At 67.4% G+C, this 18,564-nt stretch carries 18 protein-coding genes; 11 read left to right on the top strand and 7 right to left on the bottom strand.

Annotated features, from left to right (window positions below; genetic code table 11):
- Positions 1–131 precede the first annotated feature (131 nt).
- The 3 genes from Q331_RS0115485 to Q331_RS22045 all read left to right on the top strand — a co-directional run bounded on the left by Q331_RS0115485 (position 132) and on the right by Q331_RS22045 (position 2,980).
- The gene (locus tag Q331_RS0115485; protein ID WP_026381419.1) at positions 132–824 is read left to right on the top strand and encodes a glutathione S-transferase family protein; all 693 of its coding nucleotides are present in this window, start codon (positions 132–134) and stop codon (positions 822–824) included.
- Positions 821–1,969 (top strand): tRNA epoxyqueuosine(34) reductase QueG, encoded by a 1,149-nt coding sequence (queG, locus tag Q331_RS0115480; protein ID WP_026381418.1) that lies wholly within the window; start codon positions 821–823, stop codon positions 1,967–1,969. Before Q331_RS0115485 ends, queG begins: the two co-directional genes overlap by 4 nt.
- 90 nt (positions 1,970–2,059) lie before the next feature.
- Positions 2,060–2,980 (top strand): SDR family oxidoreductase, encoded by a 921-nt coding sequence (locus Q331_RS22045; protein WP_156953381.1) that lies wholly within the window; start codon positions 2,060–2,062, stop codon positions 2,978–2,980.
- Here the strand turns inward: Q331_RS22045 and Q331_RS0115470 are convergent.
- The 4 genes from Q331_RS0115470 to ku are packed head-to-tail and all read right to left on the bottom strand — an operon-like array spanning position 2,933 to position 8,408.
- A complete protein-coding gene (locus tag Q331_RS0115470) occupies positions 2,933–4,042 on the bottom strand; it encodes an N-acetylglucosamine-6-phosphate deacetylase (protein ID WP_026381417.1) in 1,110 nt (369 codons plus the stop codon). The two genes, Q331_RS22045 and Q331_RS0115470, sit on opposite strands and share 48 nt — an antisense overlap.
- On the bottom strand, positions 4,039–4,917 hold the full coding sequence (locus Q331_RS23205) for a BadF/BadG/BcrA/BcrD ATPase family protein (RefSeq protein ID WP_051631234.1): 879 nt from the start codon (positions 4,915–4,917) through the stop codon (positions 4,039–4,041). The genes Q331_RS0115470 and Q331_RS23205 overlap by 4 nt, the downstream gene beginning before the upstream one ends.
- Before the next feature lie 41 nt (positions 4,918–4,958).
- Complete coding sequence (gene ligD / locus Q331_RS0115460) at positions 4,959–7,514, bottom strand: DNA ligase D (protein ID WP_026381416.1); 2,556 nt, start codon at positions 7,512–7,514, stop codon at positions 4,959–4,961.
- A 12-nt stretch (positions 7,515–7,526) separates the two neighbouring features.
- Positions 7,527–8,408, bottom strand: coding sequence for a non-homologous end joining protein Ku (ku, locus tag Q331_RS0115455; protein WP_026381415.1), 882 nt, complete (start codon positions 8,406–8,408; stop codon positions 7,527–7,529).
- A 305-nt stretch (positions 8,409–8,713) separates the two neighbouring features.
- On the opposite strand from ku, the gene Q331_RS0115445 reads away from it, so the two are divergent.
- The 4 genes from Q331_RS0115445 (at position 8,714) to Q331_RS0115430 (ending at position 12,001) form a co-directional block, all read left to right on the top strand.
- Positions 8,714–9,493, top strand: a complete 780-nt coding sequence (locus Q331_RS0115445; RefSeq protein WP_026381414.1) for a 3-hydroxybutyrate dehydrogenase — start codon at positions 8,714–8,716, stop codon at positions 9,491–9,493.
- A gap of 210 nt (positions 9,494–9,703) precedes the next feature.
- Positions 9,704–9,901 carry a hypothetical protein gene (locus Q331_RS0115440; protein ID WP_026381413.1) on the top strand — a complete coding sequence of 66 codons (198 nt, stop codon included), beginning with the start codon at positions 9,704–9,706 and terminating at the stop codon, positions 9,899–9,901.
- Positions 9,902–9,986: 85 nt separating this feature from the next.
- Entirely contained in the window at positions 9,987–11,438 is a 1,452-nt protein-coding gene (locus Q331_RS0115435; protein WP_026381412.1) for a radical SAM/SPASM domain-containing protein, read from the top strand.
- A 20-nt stretch (positions 11,439–11,458) separates the two neighbouring features.
- Positions 11,459–12,001 (top strand): O-acetyl-ADP-ribose deacetylase, encoded by a 543-nt coding sequence (locus Q331_RS0115430; protein WP_026381411.1) that lies wholly within the window; start codon positions 11,459–11,461, stop codon positions 11,999–12,001.
- 49 nt (positions 12,002–12,050) lie between these two features.
- On the opposite strand, the gene Q331_RS0115425 is transcribed toward Q331_RS0115430, so the two are convergent.
- The 3 genes from Q331_RS0115425 to nirK all read right to left on the bottom strand — a co-directional run bounded on the left by Q331_RS0115425 (position 12,051) and on the right by nirK (position 15,067).
- Positions 12,051–12,836 carry a ZIP family metal transporter gene (locus Q331_RS0115425; protein ID WP_245615686.1) on the bottom strand — a complete coding sequence of 262 codons (786 nt, stop codon included), beginning with the start codon at positions 12,834–12,836 and terminating at the stop codon, positions 12,051–12,053.
- 191 nt (positions 12,837–13,027) lie between these two features.
- Positions 13,028–13,864, bottom strand: coding sequence for an SUMF1/EgtB/PvdO family nonheme iron enzyme (locus Q331_RS22035; RefSeq protein WP_034492604.1), 837 nt, complete (start codon positions 13,862–13,864; stop codon positions 13,028–13,030).
- Between the two features lie 78 nt (positions 13,865–13,942).
- Positions 13,943–15,067 (bottom strand): copper-containing nitrite reductase, encoded by a 1,125-nt coding sequence (gene nirK / locus Q331_RS0115415; RefSeq protein ID WP_026381409.1) that lies wholly within the window; start codon positions 15,065–15,067, stop codon positions 13,943–13,945.
- Between the two features lie 278 nt (positions 15,068–15,345).
- Between nirK and Q331_RS0115410 the strand changes: the two genes are divergently transcribed.
- The 4 genes from Q331_RS0115410 to Q331_RS23525 form a co-directional block, all read left to right on the top strand.
- Positions 15,346–15,588, top strand: coding sequence for a DUF2249 domain-containing protein (locus Q331_RS0115410; protein WP_034492602.1), 243 nt, complete (start codon positions 15,346–15,348; stop codon positions 15,586–15,588).
- Between the two features lie 33 nt (positions 15,589–15,621).
- Entirely contained in the window at positions 15,622–16,824 is a 1,203-nt protein-coding gene (locus Q331_RS22030; protein ID WP_051631233.1) for an NnrS family protein, read from the top strand.
- Between the two features lie 253 nt (positions 16,825–17,077).
- Entirely contained in the window at positions 17,078–17,974 is an 897-nt protein-coding gene (locus Q331_RS0115400) for an MBL fold metallo-hydrolase (protein ID WP_245615685.1), read from the top strand.
- Between the two features lie 374 nt (positions 17,975–18,348).
- On the top strand, positions 18,349–18,564 hold a 216-nt coding region (locus Q331_RS23525; protein WP_156953380.1), incomplete at its 3' end, for a DUF4372 domain-containing protein.

Raw genomic sequence — 18,564 nt, 5'->3', positions numbered from 1 at the left:
CCGTTGCCCTACCTTCGCCCGATTGGGCCTCCATGCCATGAAGGCCGCGCGAATCGATAGGGCATGCGGCTCCTACCATGCTCGTCCGTCCTTTCCCATTTCGTTTGCCTTTCTAAGTTAGAAGCCCGCTGATGATCCGGCTCTTCCACCATCCGCTCTCCGCACCTTCCCGCTTCGTCCGCCTGGCCCTCGCCGAATGCGAGCTGACGCCCGAGCTCTTGGAGGAGAGGCCATGGGAGCGGCGGGAGGAATTCCTGCTGATGAACCCGGCCGGGACCTTGCCGGTGATGATCGAGGACGAAGGGCCGGCGATTGTCGGCGCCTGGGCGATCTCAGAATATCTCGACGAGACCCGCGGCTTTGCGCTCGACGAGCATCGGCTTTTGCCGGCCAGCGCGGAACGGCGCGCGGAGGTGCGGCGGCTGCTCGACTGGTTCCTGGTCAAGTTCAACGAGGAGGTGACGGTCTATCTGGCGGAGGAACGCGTCATCAAACGCGAGCTGTCGCGGCTGGGGCAGGATTCGTCGCCCGATTCGGCGCTGCTGCGGGCGGGCCGGGCTAATATCCGCACGCATCTGCGCTATATCGACCATCTTATCGTGGAGCGAAGCTGGCTGGCGGGCGACCGGATGAGCTACGCCGACCTTGCCGCGGCAGGCGCGCTTTCGGTCGCCGACTTTCTCGGAGAGGTGCCGTGGCAGGAAACCGAGGAAGCCAAGGATTGGTACGCCAAGCTGAAATCCCGCCCGTCCTTCCGGCCGCTGCTGGCCGATCAGATGCGCGGCGTGACACCGCCGGCGCATTACGCCGATCTCGACTTCTGAGCGCCGCAAGGCTGAAATCCAGGCTCGCCGAGTTCGCCGCCGAGGAGGGTTTTGCCTGCCTCGGCGTGACGCCGCCGGAGCGCCTCGGCGCCGCCGGTGCGCGTCTTCGTCAGGCCATCGCCGAAGGTCGGCACGGCACGATGGGCTGGCTCGCCGAGACCGCGCCCCGCCGGGCCGATCCGCGCGCGCTTTTCGCCGATCTCGGCTCCATCGTCATGCTCGGCATGAATTACGGGCCGGATGTCGATCCGCTGGCGACGCTCGCGGCGCGCGAGCGCGCGACCATTTCCGTCTATGCGCGCAACCGCGACTATCACGACCTCATCAAGGGGGCGCTGAAGCGCATCGGCTCGCGCTTCGCCGCCGAGGCGCGCCGGCTCGGCCTGCCTGACGAGATCAAGGTCTTCGTCGATACCGCCCCGGTGATGGAAAAGCCGCTGGCGCAGGCCGCCGGGATCGGCTGGCAGGGCAAGCACACCAATCTCGTCTCGCGCGAGCTCGGCTCCTGGCTGTTCCTGGGCGCCATCTTCACCGCCGCCGAGCTGCCGGCCGACGCGGCGGAGAGCGATCATTGCGGCAGTTGCCGCCGCTGTCTCGATATCTGTCCGACCGACGCCTTCCCGGCGCCCTATCAGCTCGATGCGCGGCGCTGTATCTCCTATCTCACCATCGAGCATCAGGGCTTGGTGCCCCGCGCCTTCAGGCCCGCCATCGGCAACCGCATCTATGGCTGCGACGATTGCCTTGCCGTCTGCCCGTGGAACAAATTCGCCGCAACCTCCGCCGAGGCGAAGCTGAGGGCGCGCGCCGATCTTTCCGCGCCGCTTCTTGCCGATCTCGTCCGCCTCGACGATAATTCGTTCCGGCAATTCTTCTCCGGCTCGCCGATCAAGCGCATCGGCCGGGCCAAGTTCGTCTCCAATGTGCTCATCGCCATCGGCAATTCGGGCGAGCCCGGCCTGGCGGGCGAAGCTGAACGTCTTTTGGACGATGAAAGCGCGCTCGTGCGGGGCGCCGCCATCTGGGCGTTGCAACAACTTGCCGCGGACCGCGTTTCGTCATTGGCGGAAGCTTACCTGGCAAAGGAAAAGCTGCCGGAGGTGCGCCGCGAATGGCAGCCCCAGGTAAGCGAGGTGGACCAGTGAGTTGCGAGCTTCATAGGCCGAAGGAAGTCCGTTCGTCTTGCGCGTCGAAAACGGACCGGCACGACGCCGACAGGTAGAGGAAGGCAAGGTTTGAACATCAGTCTCTTCTGCTTCGGGCTCGGCTATTCGGCCCGCTTCGCCATCGCGGATCTGCAGCCGGAGAGCGTCTGGGGCACGACGCGCACCGCAGAGAAGCTGCACGCGCTCGCCGGTCTCGGCGCCATGCCGCTCATCTTCGACGGCGTCGCCGGCGCCCCGCATAACGGCGCGGTGGAGGATGCCGTCGCGGAGGCGAGCCATGTTCTGGTCTCCATTGCGCCGGAAGCGCAGGGCGATCCGGTTCTCGCCGTCTTTCGCGATGCGCTCGCCGAGGCCCAGCCGATGGCCATCTGCTATCTCTCCACGGTCGGCGTCTATGGCGACCATGGCGGCGCCTGGGTCGACGAGACCACTCCATGCCAACCGGTTTCGGAGCGCTCCAAGCGGCGCCTCGATGCGGAGGAAGCCTGGCTGGAATTCGGCGAAGAGGTCGGCGTGCCGGTCTCCGTCATCCGTCTGGCGGGCATCTACGGTCCGGGTCGCGGCCCGTTCCGCAAGCTGCGGGACGGCACCTCGCGCCGCATCATCAAGCACGGCCAGGTCTTCAACCGCATCCACGGGGAGGATATCGGCCGGATCGTCGCCGCCGCGCTCGGCCAGCAGGCGGTCGGCATCTTCAACGGCGCCGACGACGAGCCGGCTCCGCCGCAGGACGTCATCGCCTATGCCGCCAAGCTGCTCGGCATGGAGCCGCCGCCGGAAGTGCCGTTCGAGGAGGCGGAGATGTCGCCGATGGCCCGCTCCTTCTATGGCGAGAACAAGCGGGTGCGTAACGACAAGATCAAGACGGAGCTCGGCGTCAACCTCGCCTATCGGAGCTATCGCGAAGGCCTTGCGGCGACGCTGGCGGCCGAAAGAGCGCCCTCAGGCGGAACGGTCCAGGCGCTTGCCCGCCAAAAGCACATCGGTTAGCGCCAGCTCCTCGTTCAGGACGACGAGGCTCGCCTCGGCGCCTTCGCGGAGCGCCCCGAGACGGGTAAGGCCGAGATAAGCGGCGGGCCGGGCCGAGAGCATCGCCGATGCCTGCCGGAGCGTGAAGCCGATGCCCACGAGATGGCGCAGCGTCTCGTCCATGGTCACGACGCTGCCGGCAAGCGTGTTGTCGCCCGCGAGCCTGACGCAGCCGCAGCTCTTGACGATCGCTTGGCCGCCGAGGCGGTACTGCCCGTCCGCCATGCCGGCGGCGGCCGTCGCATCGGTAACCGCGTAGAGCCCCGGGATAGCCCGTGCCGCCGCGCGGATCATCTCAGGCGCGACATGATGAAGGTCGCAGATCACCTCCGCCGCCGCGCCTTGCGCCAACGCTGTCGCGGCGACGCCCGGCGTGCGGTGGTCGGTGCCGGACATGGCGTTGAACAAATGCGTGAAGCCGGCGGCGCCGGCGGCGAGCGCGGCGCGCGCCTCGTCCGCCGAAGCCAGGCTGTGGCCGATCTGCGCCTTGACGCCGGCCTTCGCCAGCTCCCGCACGAGGGCAAGGCCGCCCGCCATCTCCGGGGCCAGGGTAGCGACGCGGATGGGGAAGCGCCGGCACCAGTCGGCGGCAAGGGCCGGATCGGGAAGCAGCGTTGCCGGCGGCTGCGCTCCGAGCTTGCCTGGATTGATGAAGGGGCCTTCCAGATGCGCCCCGAGCACGGCGGCTTCGCCCGGCCGAGGCCTCGCCCTGACCGCCGCGATGCCGGCAAGCGCCGCCTCGACCTCCGCGACGGGCGCCGTCATCGTCGTCGGCAAGAGCGCCACCGTGCCGTGACGGGCATGGAAGCGCGCCATCGCCCGCACCGACGTCTCGCCCTGCATGGCATCGGCGCCGGCGCCGCCATGGACATGGCAGTCGATGAAGCCGGGCAGGAGGATCGGCGCCGTCGTCTCCTGTCCGTCCAGGGGCGTGCCGCGAATGGCCGCGATCCGCTCTCCCTCCACGAGAAGCGCGCCGGCCACCCAGCCCGATGGCGTCAGGATGGAGCCTTCAAGCCTCATCCGCGCAGCTCCTGCGGCGCGATGCCGAGGGCGACGAGCCGCGCCCCGTGAAGCGCATCGCCTTGCGGCGCGGCGAAAAGCTGGCCGGTCTTCGCCTCCACCAAGGGGCCGAGAACGCCGGCCAGCCCGCCGACGCAATAGACCGGCTCCCGGCTTTCCGGGCCGAGGGCGCGCAACAGCGCCGCCACTTCCTCGCCAGCCGCGTCCAGCAGCGCAAGCGCCGCCTCGTCTCCTTCTCCGGCGGCTTCCACGATCTCCGGAACGAGGGAAGCGCAGTCGCGCGCGCCGGCGGCAAGCAGCCAGGCGAGGATAGGGGCCTCCTCGCCGCCGAGACGGGCGATGATGCGCTCCGACACGAGGCTCGGCGGCGCCGCCCCGTCGAAGCTCCTTAACGCCAATTCGATCGCCCGCCTTCCCAGCCAGGCGCCGGAACCGCGGTCGCCGCCCAGAAACCCCCAGCCGTCGCGCTGGATGGAGGTGCCGTCGGCGAAGAGCCGGTGTCCGACGGCGCCGGTGCCGAGGGCCAGCAGCGTTGCCGGCCGCCCGCCCGAGGCGCCGACAAGCGCCGCATAGCCGTCGGTCATGGCGACAAGGCGCGCAAAGCCGCTAAGCGCTCCGAGGAAGGCGTCGCGCCGGGAAGCATCGACAAGCCCGGCAGCAGCGATGGCCAGCACCATCTCGGCGCGCCGCGGCTGCGGATCGAGCGCGCCGGCAAGCTCTTCGATCAGCGCCTCCAGACTGGCAAGCGCGCCGGAAAGGTCGCTGGAAGGGTTTGCCGGCCCGCCGCTCGCCTTGGCCAGCACCTTTCCTTCCGGATCGGTGAGCCGGCCGCGGCAGGCGCTGCCGCCCGCATCGATGCTGAGAATAAATCCCATGCAAGGGCCTTGGCGGAAGCGCGGCTTCTGCGCAAGAGGCGTTAGCCGGCGCCGACCGCTTCCAGCATGGCCTTGGTCAGCGACTGGCGCGCCCGGAAATAACCCTCCCAGGGGGCGCTCTTCAGGGCCCCGAGCCGCCGCAGGAGGCTCTCCACGTCGTAGCTGCCCGCCGCCTTGACGCCGGAAAGCTCCTCCCAGGCGAGCGGCGTCGCCACCGGCGCGCCCTCCCGAGCGCGGGTGGAGAAGGGCGCAATCGCGGTGGAGCCGCGCTCGTTGCGCAGATAGTCGATGAAGATGCGCCCCTTGCGCTTCGCCTTCGACATGGTGGCGACGTATCTGTCCGGCGCCTCTGCGGCCAGCTTGACGGCGAACGCCTTGCAGAAGGCCTTCACCTCGGGCCATTCGCGCCGGCGCACGAGCGGGGCGACGACATGCACGCCCTTGCCGCCGGTCAGAAGGGGAAAGCTTTCCAGGCCGAGCTCGGCGAGCCGCTCGCGCAGATGGAAGGCTGCCCGCTTGACGTCGGAAAAACCGAGCCCCTCGTCGGGGTCGAGGTCGAAGATGAGCCGTTCCGGCTTCTCGATGGCGTCGATGCGCGCGCCCCAGATATGGAACTCCCTGACGCCCATCTGCACCGCCGCGATCAGCCCGGCGGCATCGTCGATGTAGAAATAGCTGGCTTTCTCGCCGGAGCTCTCGGTGATGGCGAGGCGCTTCATCTCGGCCGGGAAACCGCCGGAATCGTGCTTCTGGAAGAAGCACTCCCCCTCACGTCCCTGCGGGCAGCGCACCAGGCTCAAGGGCCGCTCGGCGATGGTCGGCAGCATCGCATCGGCGACCTTGAGATAATATTCGGCGAGCGCCCGCTTGGTCAGGCCCTGGCCGGGAAAGACGATGCGGTCCGGCGAGGAAAGCCGCACGCCGGCGATCTCAGTCGCCGCGCCTTCCTTGCCGGAGCCAGAGGCCGGCTTGCCGCCCTTGCGGCCGCCTTTCGACGGCTTGGAAGCGCTCTCGCTCTTTGGGGCCGGCATGGGCTCCTCCAGGCTGACCTCGCTCGCCGCCTTGTCCTGACGCAGGCCGAGGAAGGATGGATGGCGCAGGATCATATCGCCGGTGAACTCGGTAAAGGCGATTTCGGCGACAAGATCCGGCCTCACCCAATGCGCGCCCTTGCGCGCTTGCCGCGGCACGTCGACGAAGGGGGAGGTCTTGCGCTCCAGCTTCTTCAGCCGGGCGGAAAGCCGCGCAAGATCGTCCGCGCTAAAGCCGGTGCCGACGCGGCCGCGATAGACGAGCTCGCCGTTCTCATAGGTGCCGAGGAGAAGCGAGGAGAAGCCGGCGCGCCTGTCCGACGGCGACCAGCCGCCGACGACGAATTCCTGCTGTTTCACGCATTTGATCTTCAGCCAGGTGCGGGTGCGGCGCGAGCGATAGGGCGCGAGTGCCTTCTTGGCGATGATGCCTTCGTGACCGCCTTCGCAGATCGCGGCGAGAACCTTCTCGCCCTTGCCGCGCACATGCTCGGAGAACTGGATGGGCGAACTCTTCGGCAGCTTCTTCAGAAGCTCACGAAGCTTCTGCTTGCGCTCCAGCAAGGTCTCGCCGGTGATGTCCTCGCTTTCGACCTGCAAGAGGTCGAAAGCGAAGAAGGCCGTCTCGCCGCCCTCGCCGAGCGCCTGCTGCAGGCAGGAGAAATCCGTCCGGCCGCGATCGTTGAAGGCGACGAGCTCGCCGTCGATCAGCGCCGAGATGCCGTGAAGCGGCGCGAAGGCGGCGGCGAGCTTCGCCAGCTTCTCGGTCCAGTCCTGGCCGGAGCGGGTGTAGAAGCGCGGCCCGCCTTCGCCGAGCGCGACGAGGAGGCGGTAGCCGTCATATTTCATCTCGTGCACCCAGCCGGCACCCTCCGGCACGCTATCGACCAGGGTGGCAAGCTGCGGGGCGCGGAATTTCGGCGCCTTGCCGGGCTTGGCTTGCTTGCGCCTGCCCTCGGCGGCCGTCTTGTTGCGCGCGGCCTTGCGCGCCGGCGCGGCCTCGGCGATCTCCCGCATCGACCGGCCGGTGGCGATGCTGACGACGTTCTTCTCCAGAAGCTTGTCGGCCTCGTCGGCCGTCTCGTCCCGCTCCTTGATGAGAAGCCAGTTCTCGCGCTTCTCCCTGCCGCGCGGGCGCATCCTGACCAGCGCCCAGCCGCCCTTCATGCGCTCGCCATGGAGGCGGAAATGCAGCTTTCCCTCCGCAAGGCCTTTCTGCGGGTCGTGCAGCGGCTCCCAGGTCCCGGTATCCCACAGCATCACCGTGCCGCCGCCATATTCGCCTTCGGGGATGGTGCCCTCGAAATCGGCATAGTCCAGCGGATGGTCCTCGGTGCGCACGGCAAGCCGCTTCTCACCGGGGTCGAGGCTCGGCCCCCTGGTGACGGCCCAGCTCTTCAAGACACCGTCCAGCTCCAGGCGGAAATCGTAATGCAGGCGGCTCGCATCGTGCTTCTGCACCACGAAGGCGCGACCATCGCCGCTGGCCGCCTTGCCGGAAGGCTCGGAGGTCCGGGCGAAGTCGCGCTTCTGCCGATAGGTTTTCAGGAGGTCGGCGGTTGCCATTGCCGCAAGCCCTCAGGCCGATTTGCGCTGACGGCCATTGCCGGAACGGCGCGAGGCGGACTTGCCGCCGGAGGCGCTGCGCTTCTTCCTGCCGCCCTCGCTCTTCTCCAGGCTTTGCTTCAACGCCGACATCAGGTCGACGACGTTGTCGCCGCCGCGCCCGCGCGGCGCTTCCTCTTCCGTCTCCACCACGTTCGGACGCTTCTTCTTCAGCTTGGCGTCGATGAGTTGGCGCAGCGCCTCGGCGTAATGGTCCTTGAAGATGCCGGCATCGAAGGGCGCCGTCTTCTTCTCGATGAGCTCGGTGGCGACGCCGAGGAGGTCCTTGTCCGCCTTCTTGCCGCTCACCTCAGAGAAGAAGGGATCGGATTTGCGGATTTCGTCCTCGTAGTGCAGCGTCTCCAGCAGCAAGCCCGTGCCGCAGGGCTTGATGGCGACGAGGTATTCCTTGCCGCGCAGGGCAAGCTGGCCGAGCCCGACCTTCTCGCTCTGGCGCAGCGCGTCGCGCAGGACGCGAAAGGCGTCCTCGGCGAGTTCGTCCTGCGGCACCAGGTAATAGGGCTTGTGGAAATAGATCGGGTCGATCTCGCACGCGCCGACGAATTGCGTCAGCTCCAGCGTCTTCTTGGTCTCAAGCTTGACCTCCTCCACCTCGTCCTCGGAGAGGAGGACGTAACTGCCCTTCTCGTATTCGAAGCCCTTCAGGATTTCGTCCCTGTCCACCGGCCCGACGCCGGGGACGACCTTTTCGTAGCGGACCGGCTTGCCCGAGGGCTCGTGGATTTGCCGGAAGGAGATCTTGGAGGAGCTCTTCGTCGCCGAATAAAGCTCCACCGGGATGGAGACGGGGGAGAGGCGGAGCTGGCCTTTCCAGACGGGGCGGGCGGCGGGCATGTTGCGACTCAAGCTACTGACGTGAATCGATAATCTTGAACGCCGGCTCCTTGTTCCAAAGCCCGGCCCGCCATCTGGTGTCGTCCTGGCCGGGCTTGGCCCGGCCATCCATTGCTCCGTGTGGCACGACGCCCTGATAAGCAAGGCCGCCCGCCGGGGCCGCCCTTGGCGCTCGCGGAACGGCACGGATGCCAAGGTCGAGCCTTGGCATGACGACCGCCGTGAACGCGGCGCAAATCCCTTGGAAACCGGCGCGCCTTGGCGCAATTACTTGCGCGAGGAACCCATTTTTGGAGATGTGAAGAATGCTGAAGGGCAAGACCGCCGTCGTGACCGGCTCCACATCGGGCATCGGGCTCGGTATCGCCGAGGCGCTGGCCGCCGAAGGCGCCGATATCGTCATCAACTCCTTCACCGACCGCGCCGAGGACCACGCGATCGCCGAGCGGCTGGCAGCGGAACACGGGGTGACGGCGCGCTACGTCGCCGCCGACATGTCGCGGCAGGAGGATTGCCGGCGGCTCATCGAGACGGCGGCGGAAATCGGCCCGGTCCAGGTGCTCGTCAACAATGCCGGCGTGCAGCACGTGGCGCGGGTGGAGGATTTCCCGGCCGAGAAATGGTACGCCATCATCGCCATCAACCTTTCCTCCGCCTTCTTCACCATTGCCGCCGCGGTGCCGGCCATGCGTCAGGCCGGTTGGGGGCGCATCGTCAACATCGCCTCCGCCCACGGGCTCACCGCCTCGCCCTATAAGAGCGCCTATGTCTCGGCCAAGCACGGTGTCTTGGGCCTGACCAAGACCGTGGCGCTGGAGCTGGCGGAAGCCGGCGTCACCTGCAACGCCATCTGTCCGGCCTATGTGAAGACGCCGCTGGTTGAGGGCCAGATCGCCGACCAGATGAAGGCGCATGCCATGGACCGCGAGACGGTGATCCGCGAGGTCATGCTGGAGCGCCAGCCGACGAAAGAATTCGTCAAGGTGAGCGATGTCGCCGCGATGACACTGTTCCTGTGCTCCGACGCGGCGGCGCAGATCACCGGCGTGCCGATTTCCATCGACGGCGGCTGGACGGCGATGTAGCAAGTCGAAGAGCCGATAAATGTATTATTTTGTGCAATTTGTTCATACTAATCGAAGAGGTTTCCCGGTGGTCGAAGGCTAATTATGTAAGTGTTGTGCATCTTTGACGATGCAGCATTTCGCATTTCTGCGCATCTTTGATTTGCATCAATACAGTAGATTGCTTTTTCGGAAATACTTTTGCGGCCATGACTCTTGACGGAGGTTCCTATGGCTCAAGAGAAGAAGTTCGTCCTAGACGACGCGAAGGTAAAGGCGCTGAAAGGCGCCCTGAAGGAGGCGCAGATCGATGAGCTTTTCATCGACCGCTTCATCGACGCGGCATTGATGACTTGCAACGAAGCTTGCTTCAGCGGCTGTGCCGCCTGTTGCTCGTCCGGCACGGCCAATCGGCTGGCTGCCGCCTGAGACGGCCGACCCGGCCGGCGGGCAACTCGCTGGCCGGGCCGACCTTCCGATCGCTCTGCCCTGCCGCCTTCCAAGGAGACCGAGCATGTCCGCGGTTCCTTCGCATCTTTACGGCGCCCTTCATCCCGGCCTGAGGCTCAAGAACGATCTCGACCGGGCGGTGCTCATCACCCGGCCGCAGCCGCTGACGACGCGCAGCTATATCTGCCGCCGGCTGCCGCCTGCCGAAGCCATCGTCCTTTCTCTTTTCGACGGAAGGTGCACCGTCGGCGAGGTTGCGCGTCTGTGGGCGGAACTCACCGACCGCGACGTTGCCTCCGCGGAAGAGGAGGTGCAGTCGCTGCTCGATTTCTACCTGAGCGGCGAGCGGGCGAGGGAGGACATCTTCCGCCTCAGCGAGACGCCGATTCCTGAGGCGCACGCCTACGACCCGGCCGATTTCGTCATCGATGCGCGCCAGGTGAATTTGAAGGAGCGGCGGCTGCGCTTTCCCTACAACGTCTATTTCCTGACGACGCTCTATTGCCCGCAGGATTGCGTCTATTGCTATGCCAAGGTGCGCAAGAGCTGCGAGAGTAACCTGCTTGCCGTGGAGCGGGTGGAGGAAATCGTCGTCGAGCTCGCCGGCCTCGGCGTGGAATGCGTGCAGTTCTCCGGCGGCGACGCGCTGGCGCGGCCGGGCATCTTCAGGATCATCGAGAGCGTCTACGCCAATGGCATGGTGGCCGATATCCCGACCAAGATAGGCGCCGGACCGGCCAAGGCGCGACGGCTGCGCGAGATCGGCGTGGAGGTCGTCCAGTTCAGTCTCGATTGCGTCGATCCTGAAACGCTCGATTTCATGGTCGGCGTCGAGGGCTACCACGCCAAGGCCTTTCGAGCCCTGCACCATCTGCGCGAGGCCGGGCTCAAGGTGCGCGTCAACACCGTGCTGACGCCCTTCAACGCCGCCAAGGCGCGCGAGCTCATCCGCTTCGCCGGCGAGATGGGCAATATCTTCCGCCTGCAATTTTCCGCCTATGGCCGCTCGCTCTTTCGCCATCGCGACGCGCTCTTCGCCCGCGAGGCCGATATCGCGGGCGTGGAAGCGGCGGCGCTCGAGCTTGGCAAGGACTATCCGCATATGGATATCTCGGTGGGCGGCGGAGCCCTGCCGCCGGCCTCCGACCCGCAGGAGCGGCAGATGGAATGGACGCACCGGGCCTTCTGTACCGCCAACCGCGACAGTTTCGTCATCCTGCCGGACGGGCGCGTCACCGTCTGCGAGGAGCTTTACGACCATCCGGCCTTCATCATCGGCGATTTAAGGCGGCAATCGGTGATGGAGATGTGGAACTCGCCGCCGGCGCGCGGGCTGCTGCATCCGCCGCAGCCGGAAGTTCCGGAGGGTCCTTGCGCGAGCTGCGCGTACTTCGCGGAATGCAACGCCGATCGCGGCCGCTGCTGGCGCGACGTCATCAAGAGCTATGGCTGGCAGAAGCATTACTATCCCGATCCGCGCTGCCCGCGCGCGCCGCAGGGCATGCGCCTCGGCTAGGATTGGGATAGGCTGGCGGCATGGACAGCCTGACCATCGGCGAGACCGAGCTTGCCGTCCTTGTCGCCGACATCACGACGCTGAAGGTCGCGGCCATCGTCAACGCCGCCAACGAAGCGCTTCTCGGCGGCGGCGGTGTCGACGGCGCCATCCACCGGGCGGCGGGGCCGGAGCTGTTGGAGGAATGCCGCAAGCTCGGCGGCTGCCCGACGGGCGAGGCGCGGCTGACGCGCGGCTACAAGCTGCCGGCCGATTTCGTCATCCATGCCGTCGGCCCGCGCTGGCGGGGCGGGCAGGCGGGCGAGGCGGAGCTTCTCGCCTCGGCCTATCGCAATAGCCTCGCGATCGCCCGCGAGGCCGGCCTGACATCGCTCGCCTTTCCGGCCATCTCCACCGGCATCTACGGCTTTCCGGCGGCCGAGGGCGCGAAAATCGCCGTGCGCACCAGCGCCGGCTACGCGGCGGATGATCCCGGCCGCCTTCGGCGGATCGTCTTTTGCTGCTTTTCGGAGGATTCGGCCGTGCATCACCGCAAGGCAATGGCGGCTTTGGCAAGGGCGTGAGGCGCGCAAGGCCGGGCCGCTGGCAAGGCAGCGCCAGCAGCGCGGCGGCTCAGCCAAGCCACACATCGAGGAACAGCATGGTGACAAGGCCTATCCCGAGGCCGGCCGTCGCCTCGTTCTGGAAGCCGCGGCGATGCGTCTCGGGAATGATCTCGTGGCTGATGACGTAGATCATCGCGCCGGCGGCGAAGACCAGGCCCCAGGGCAGCATCGGCTCGGAGATGGAGACGACGGCCGCGCCGATGAGGCCGCCGACAGGCTCCACCAGCCCGGTATAGGTGGCTATGCGCACCGCCCGACCGCGCGGATAGCCCTCGCCCGTCAAGGCCACCGCCACGGCCAGGCCCTCCGGCGCGTTCTGCAGGCCGATGCCGATGGCGAGCGGCAGGCCGGTCGCCACATCGCCGGTGCCGAAGCCGACGCCGACGGCAAGGCCTTCGGGGAAATTGTGCAAGGTGATGGCGATGACGAAGAGCCAGATGCGGCGCAGCGAAGGCCGTATCGGTCCTTCCGGCCCGGTCTGGAAATGCTCGTGCGGCATGGTGTGATCGAGGGCGGCGATGGTGCCCATGCCGAGAAGGATGCCGGCGACGGCGATCGCGGCCGGGACGACGCCGTCGCCATAGAGCTCGGCCGAGACGTCGAGCGCCGGGATGATCAGGGAGAAGAACGTGGCCGCCAGCATCACCCCGGCGGCGAAGCCGAGAAGGGTGTCGCGCGCCCGCTCGCCCGGCACGCGGCCGAAAAGCACGGGTATGGCGCCGACGCCCGTCATCAGCCCGGCGGCGAGGCTGCCGAAAAGGCCGAGCGTCAAGGGAGAGAGATCGTCCAGCAAGTAAGCGATCCTTGCGCCTTGGGGTCTGTTGAGGATCACCGCATGGGCTGATCCTCAAGACCTTAACGAAAGCCGCCGCCGCGGCCGGCGAGGAAGCAAGCACGGCCGGCCGCGCGCGTCGAGAAGGCGCTCGGTTTTCATGCGGCGCCGCGGAGGCGCCGCTTCAGGATGTGGGCAGGAAGGTTGCGTCCTTAGAGGCCGAGAAAACCGCCGATACGGCCGAGGAAGCCCGGCTCCTCGCGCACCAGGCGGATGCCGAGATGGGTCGGCGGGGCGCCGACGGAGCAGGCGCCGCTCTTGGGGTCGCGGATGAAGCCGGTGAGATAGGCGCGGTGGGCACCCTCGGCCACGCGCACGCCGCAGTTTTCATGGCGCGTCACCTCGCCGCTCGCCGGATCGGTGCTGTGGCGGAGATAGCAGGTGGAGGTCCATTCCCAGACATTGCCGGCCAGATCGAGAAGCCCGTGCTCGTTGGCGCCGAAGCCGCCGGCGGGCCTGAGCTTCGAATCCTCGGCGCGCTTCTTGGCGCTCGCGGCGTCGTATTCGGCGAGCCAGCGGGTCGCCGGATTGGCGGGGTCGGCCTCCTCGAAGCCGTCGTCGACGAAGCGCGAGCCGGCGGCAAGCGCCCATTCGCGGTCGCTCGGCAGGCGCCATTTCCGTCCCGTCTCTTGCGACAGCCAGGCGGCATAGGCGGCGGCGTCGTGGAAGCTGACGCCGGTGACGGGAAGGGCCGGATCGCCGTCCTGGTCCAAGGTCTTGCAGGCGCCGGCGGCGACGCAGGCCTCATATTCGCCGCGCCTCACCTGCCGCTGCATGATGAAGAAGGGCCTTTCGGGACGAATTTCCACCAAAGGCGCGTTGACCGGCGTCTGGCCGGAAAGGAACTCGCCGGCCTCGCGATAGGTCATTGCCGCCTCGTCGATGCGGATTTGCGCCACGTCGGAAGGCTCCTGCGAGAGCGCCAGCGGCGCGGCCAGGAAGGCGAGGGAAAAGGAGGCTGCGGCGAGAAGGTGGCGTGTCACGCGCATGGCCGGCTCCTTGGAGACGCTCCTTGAGAAAAAGGGTGCGGCCCGTCGGGGGGCGCGACGGGCCGCTGAGCCGGCTTTTCAGCCGACGATGGGGCTGGGCGCGGCGACCTGGGTCATCAGATCGTCGTTCCAATCGCCCTCGACCTTGACATGCGCCGTCGCTCCGAGCTCGGCCGCCTCGATGAGGTTGTGGTTGACGTAGGCGTAGATGCCGGGCTGCAGGAAGGTGTAGAGCGCGGCCGCGGCGCTGCCGCCACGCACGAACCAGGTCTCCTGATGCAGCTGCGGCGCGTTGGCGAATTTTCCGGTCTCCCAGACGTAATCGCCGTGGCCGCCGATGAGATGCGGGCGGCTGTCGCGGTTGGCGCAGGAATGGATGAACAGGACCGTCTCGCCGACCTTGGCGGTCATCGCCGTCTCGCCGGTCAGTGCGCCGACCTTGCCGTTGAAGACGACATGCGTCGGAACGAGGCCGCGCATCACCTCCACCGTATCGGTGTAGGATTCGCCGAGGCTCTCGTAGGTCTTGTAATTGCCCGTCTCGTCCTTGGCGATGTAGAGGTCGAACTCGCCGATCGTGTAGGCCTTGTCGTAGCGTAGCGGGTTGCCCTCGCCGTCCTTCAGACCCTCGCGCGGCAGAACCATGAGCGTGCCGCTCATGCCGCTGACCACATGCCAGGGGACCATGCCCGCAGGGGCGCAATGGTAGACGAAGGTGCCCGAACGCGTCGCCTTGAAGCGCAGGACCACCTGCTCGCCGGGCATCACGTCGGTGAGCTGGGCGCCGCCGAGGGCGCCGGTCGCGGCATGGAAATCGATATTGTGGGGCATGGTGTTGGTGTCTGGATTGACCAGCGTCAGCTCCACATAGTCGCCCTCGTGCACGACCATGGTCGGGCCCGGCATGGAGCCGCCGAAGGTCATGGCCTGGAACTCCGTGCCCTGATCGTCGACGACGATCTTCTTCTCCTCGATCGCCATGCGGAACTCGACGATCTTCGGGCCGCCGGAGGCGACCTGCTCGTGCTTCATCACGGCGGGGGGCGCCACGAGCTCGGCCTTCACCCGCGGCAGGCTGCCGACGGGTGCGGCGGGGGCAAGGCCGGAGCTCGCCTTTTCGGCGGCGCGCGCCGGGGCGCTTGCCATCAGCGCTGCCGTGGTGGCGGAGGCGGCGCCGAAAAGAGCGGTGCGACGGGTGATCATGGCTCTCATCCTCTTCTTCGCGGGTCTGTTCGCTGTGAAAACTGAACACCCGATCGCGCTCCGGCTTGTTGCGAAAACACAAAGAGCGATGAGCTAAGCCCTTATCGAGCCGCGACATTCTGACATCCCCGGCGTCGGTTCGCAGGCTCGCGGCAGGAGGGCCGGCCGAAGGGCGGCCGGCATGCGCGGATGTTGTTTGCGCCCCGACAAGGACGGCCAGTCGATGGGCGGCTAGAGATTGTCTCAGAGCCGATACCGGCGAGAAGGAGAAGCAGATCATGAGCGAGCGAAGCGAGCCGATTGTCCATCTCGACCTGCGCAGCGTTCCCCGCCCGCAGCGGCATCTTTCGGTCTTCGCCGTTTTCGACCGGCTTGCGACCGGCCAGGCCTTCGAGCTCGTCAACGACCACGATCCGATGGGTCTTTTCCATTATCTGCAAACGGCCATACCGGGCGACTTCACCTGGCAATACGTGATGCGCGGGCCTGAGGAATGGCGCGTGCGCATCGGCCGGGCCTGAGCGGCCCTTCTCCCGCGACAGCGCCGAAACGCCATGACCTCCCAGCCTTTCCTAACCGCCGCCCATCGCCAGAGCGAGGCGAACTGGCTGTTCGCCGTCTCTTTCCGGCCGCTGTTCCTCGGCGCCTCCATCTTCGCGGCGCTCGCCGTGCCCGTCTGGGTGCATTTCTACGTCACCGGCGCGGGCGATATCGCCGGCATGCCGGCGCTCGCCTGGCATGCCCATGAGATGGTCTTCGGCTATCTGCCGGCGGTGATGGCGGGCTATCTTCTATCCGCGACGCCCAACTGGTCGGGCAGATTGCCCGCCTCCGGTGGGCCGCTCGCCCTTCTCTTCACGCTCTGGCTGGCCGGGCGGACGGTGCCGCTCGCCGTCCCCCTCCCCCTCTGGGCGGGGGCGGCGGTCGACGCCGCCTTCCCGCTCGCCGTGGCGCTCGCCTTGATGCGCGAGGCGCGGGTGAAGGTCCCGCAGGCCTCGCGTCACGGGCTTATTCTGTTTCCGCTTCTGGCGACCGCTTCCATCGCGCATCGGCTGCTCGCCGCCGATCCGCTGCTGGCGGCGCAGCTTGCCCGGCTCGGCGTCGCCATCGGCGCGTTGCTGATCGCCGCCGTCGGCGGGCGGCTGGTGCCGAGCTTCACCCGCAACGCGCTCGCTGGGCGCGGCGCGGACAAGGTCCCGGAGCCCTATGGGCGCTTCGACCGCTTCTGCCTGCTTGTCGCCTCCGCGGCGCTCATCTCCTGGGTGCTCGCACCGAGCCATTCCGCGACGGCCTTCCTCGCTCTTGCCGCCGGGCTGTTGCATCTCTTCCGCCTGGCGCGCTGGCGCGGCTGGCTCTTGCGGCAGGGCGACGTTCTCGCCCTGCATGCCGGCTATCTCTGGCTGGTCTTGGCGCTGTTCCTGGCGGGCCTTGCGGCCGAGCCCTTGGCGCTGGTTCCGCCGGAGGCGGCGTTGCACGCCTTCGCGGCGGGGGCCATCGGCACGATGACCATGGCGGTGATGGCAAGGCTTGCCGCAACGCGCGGACCCGGACCTCGCGCCGAAGCGGCGCTTTGTGCCGCGGCGCTCGTCATCACGCATCTGGCGGCGACGGCGCGGGTGGCGGCGGTCCTCCTGCCTTCCCTCTATATCCCGCTGCTTCTGACGAGCGCGGCGCTCTGGGCCGTCGGCTTCGCCGTCTTCGCCCTGGCGCAACTGCCCGGCCCGGCGAGCCCGGTAGGTGGGCAAAAGCGGGGATAGGTCACTGCCTCACGCGATTGTGCGCGTTTCGGCCGCCCGCATCGCCGGCGGGAGTGGCGCGCAAGCTGGCCGGCGGCGCGTCGGTACCTATTCTCTCTTCGCATCCATAGCGTTTGATCTTCAGGAGGAGACAATGCATCTCAATCGGCGCGCACTCATCATGTCGTCCGCCGCCGGCGCAGCGGCAAGCTTCACGCTCGGGAGAATCGATATCGCTCAGGCTCAGACAAGCTCCGGTGCAAGCAGCATGGCCATGGCCGGGTCCGGCGAGCAGCTTCCTGGCGCCTATCGCTACAGGCTCGGCGATTTCACCGTCACGCAGATCACCGACGGCATGGCGGCGCGACCGCTGGATGCCGGCTTCGTCGTCAACGCCGAGCTTGAGGATGTGCAGGGGGCGCTTCAGGAAGCCTTTCTGCCGCCGGACAAGCTCTTCATCCCCTTCACGCCGCTGACGCTCAGAAGCGGCGACGAGCTCGTCCTCTTCGATACCGGTTTCGGCGAGAGCGGGCCGCCGACGGCCGGTCAGCTGGCGCGCGGCATGGCGGCGGCCGGCATCGATCCGGCGGCGGTGAGCTGCGTCGTCATCAGCCACTTCCATCCCGACCATATTCTCGGCCTGACGACCAAAGCGGGCGAGCCGATCTATCCGAACGCCGAGGTGATGGTGCCGGAGCCGGAATACGCCTTCTGGATGAGCGATGACAACAAGGCCAACGCACCGGAAGGCCGGCGGGGCAATTTCGACATGGCGCAGAAGATCTTCGGCGCCCTCGGCGAGCGCGTCAGCCAGTTCAAATGGGACGCTGAGGTGATGCCGGGGGTGACGGCCATCGACGCGCATGGCCATACGCCGGGCCATACCGTCTTCGCCATCGAATCGGGTGATGAGCGGCTGATGTTCCTCGCCGACACGACCAACCATCCGGCGCTGTTCGTGCGCCATCCCGATTGGGCGGCCGTCTTCGACCAGGACGCGGAGGCGGCGCGGCAGACGCGGCGCCGGCTGCTCGATATGGCCGCCGAGGAGCGCATGCGCGTCGCCGGCTATCATTTCCCCTTCCCGGCGACGGGGCACATCGCCAAGGACGGCGAGGGCTACCGCTTCGTGCCGGCGCAATGGATGCCGGTGCTGGACGGTCAGGCCTGACCTCAACGGGCGCGTTCCTCGGTCCGGTCAAGAGCCCGTCCCTCTCGCGAGAGGAGGGCGCTGGCGGCCGGCGGCCCGCTTCGTTCCTCGCCCGCAAGCGGGGCCCCGCAAGTGGGGCCCCGCAAGCGGGAGAGGCTGCGCGCCCTCATGCTTTGATGGCGGAACGGCATGGATGCCAAGGCGGGGCCCTTGGCAGGACGATACTTTAAGGGGCCGGCGCCTATCTTCGTCGAGCCAGGTTCACCCTCTGCTGTCGTCATGGCCGGGCTTTGACCCACGGCTGTCCGGTTTAATTTTGTGGACTGAGCGCACGGTGTTGATTCTACTCGTGTTCAGACGTTTGGCGCGTCTTCCGGACACGAGGGAGCAACACCGTGCGGCACCACAATAGCGTTTTCCACGACGTCTTGAAGCATGTTCCCTGGGGCGTGTTCGAACGGCTTGTGGACAAGCACCATGCGGACAAGCATGTGCGTCGGCTGTCGACCAAGAGCCAGTTCGTGGCCTTGCTCTATGGGCAATTGTCGGGGGCTCAGAGCCTGCGCGAGATCGTCGGCGGCCTTGAGAGCCATGCGGCCCGGCTCTACCAT

The organism is Afifella pfennigii DSM 17143, assembly GCF_000688515.1.
GTDB classification, from domain to species: domain Bacteria; phylum Pseudomonadota; class Alphaproteobacteria; order Rhizobiales; family Afifellaceae; genus Afifella; species Afifella pfennigii.
This window is presented reverse-complemented; position numbering and strand designations above follow the sequence as displayed.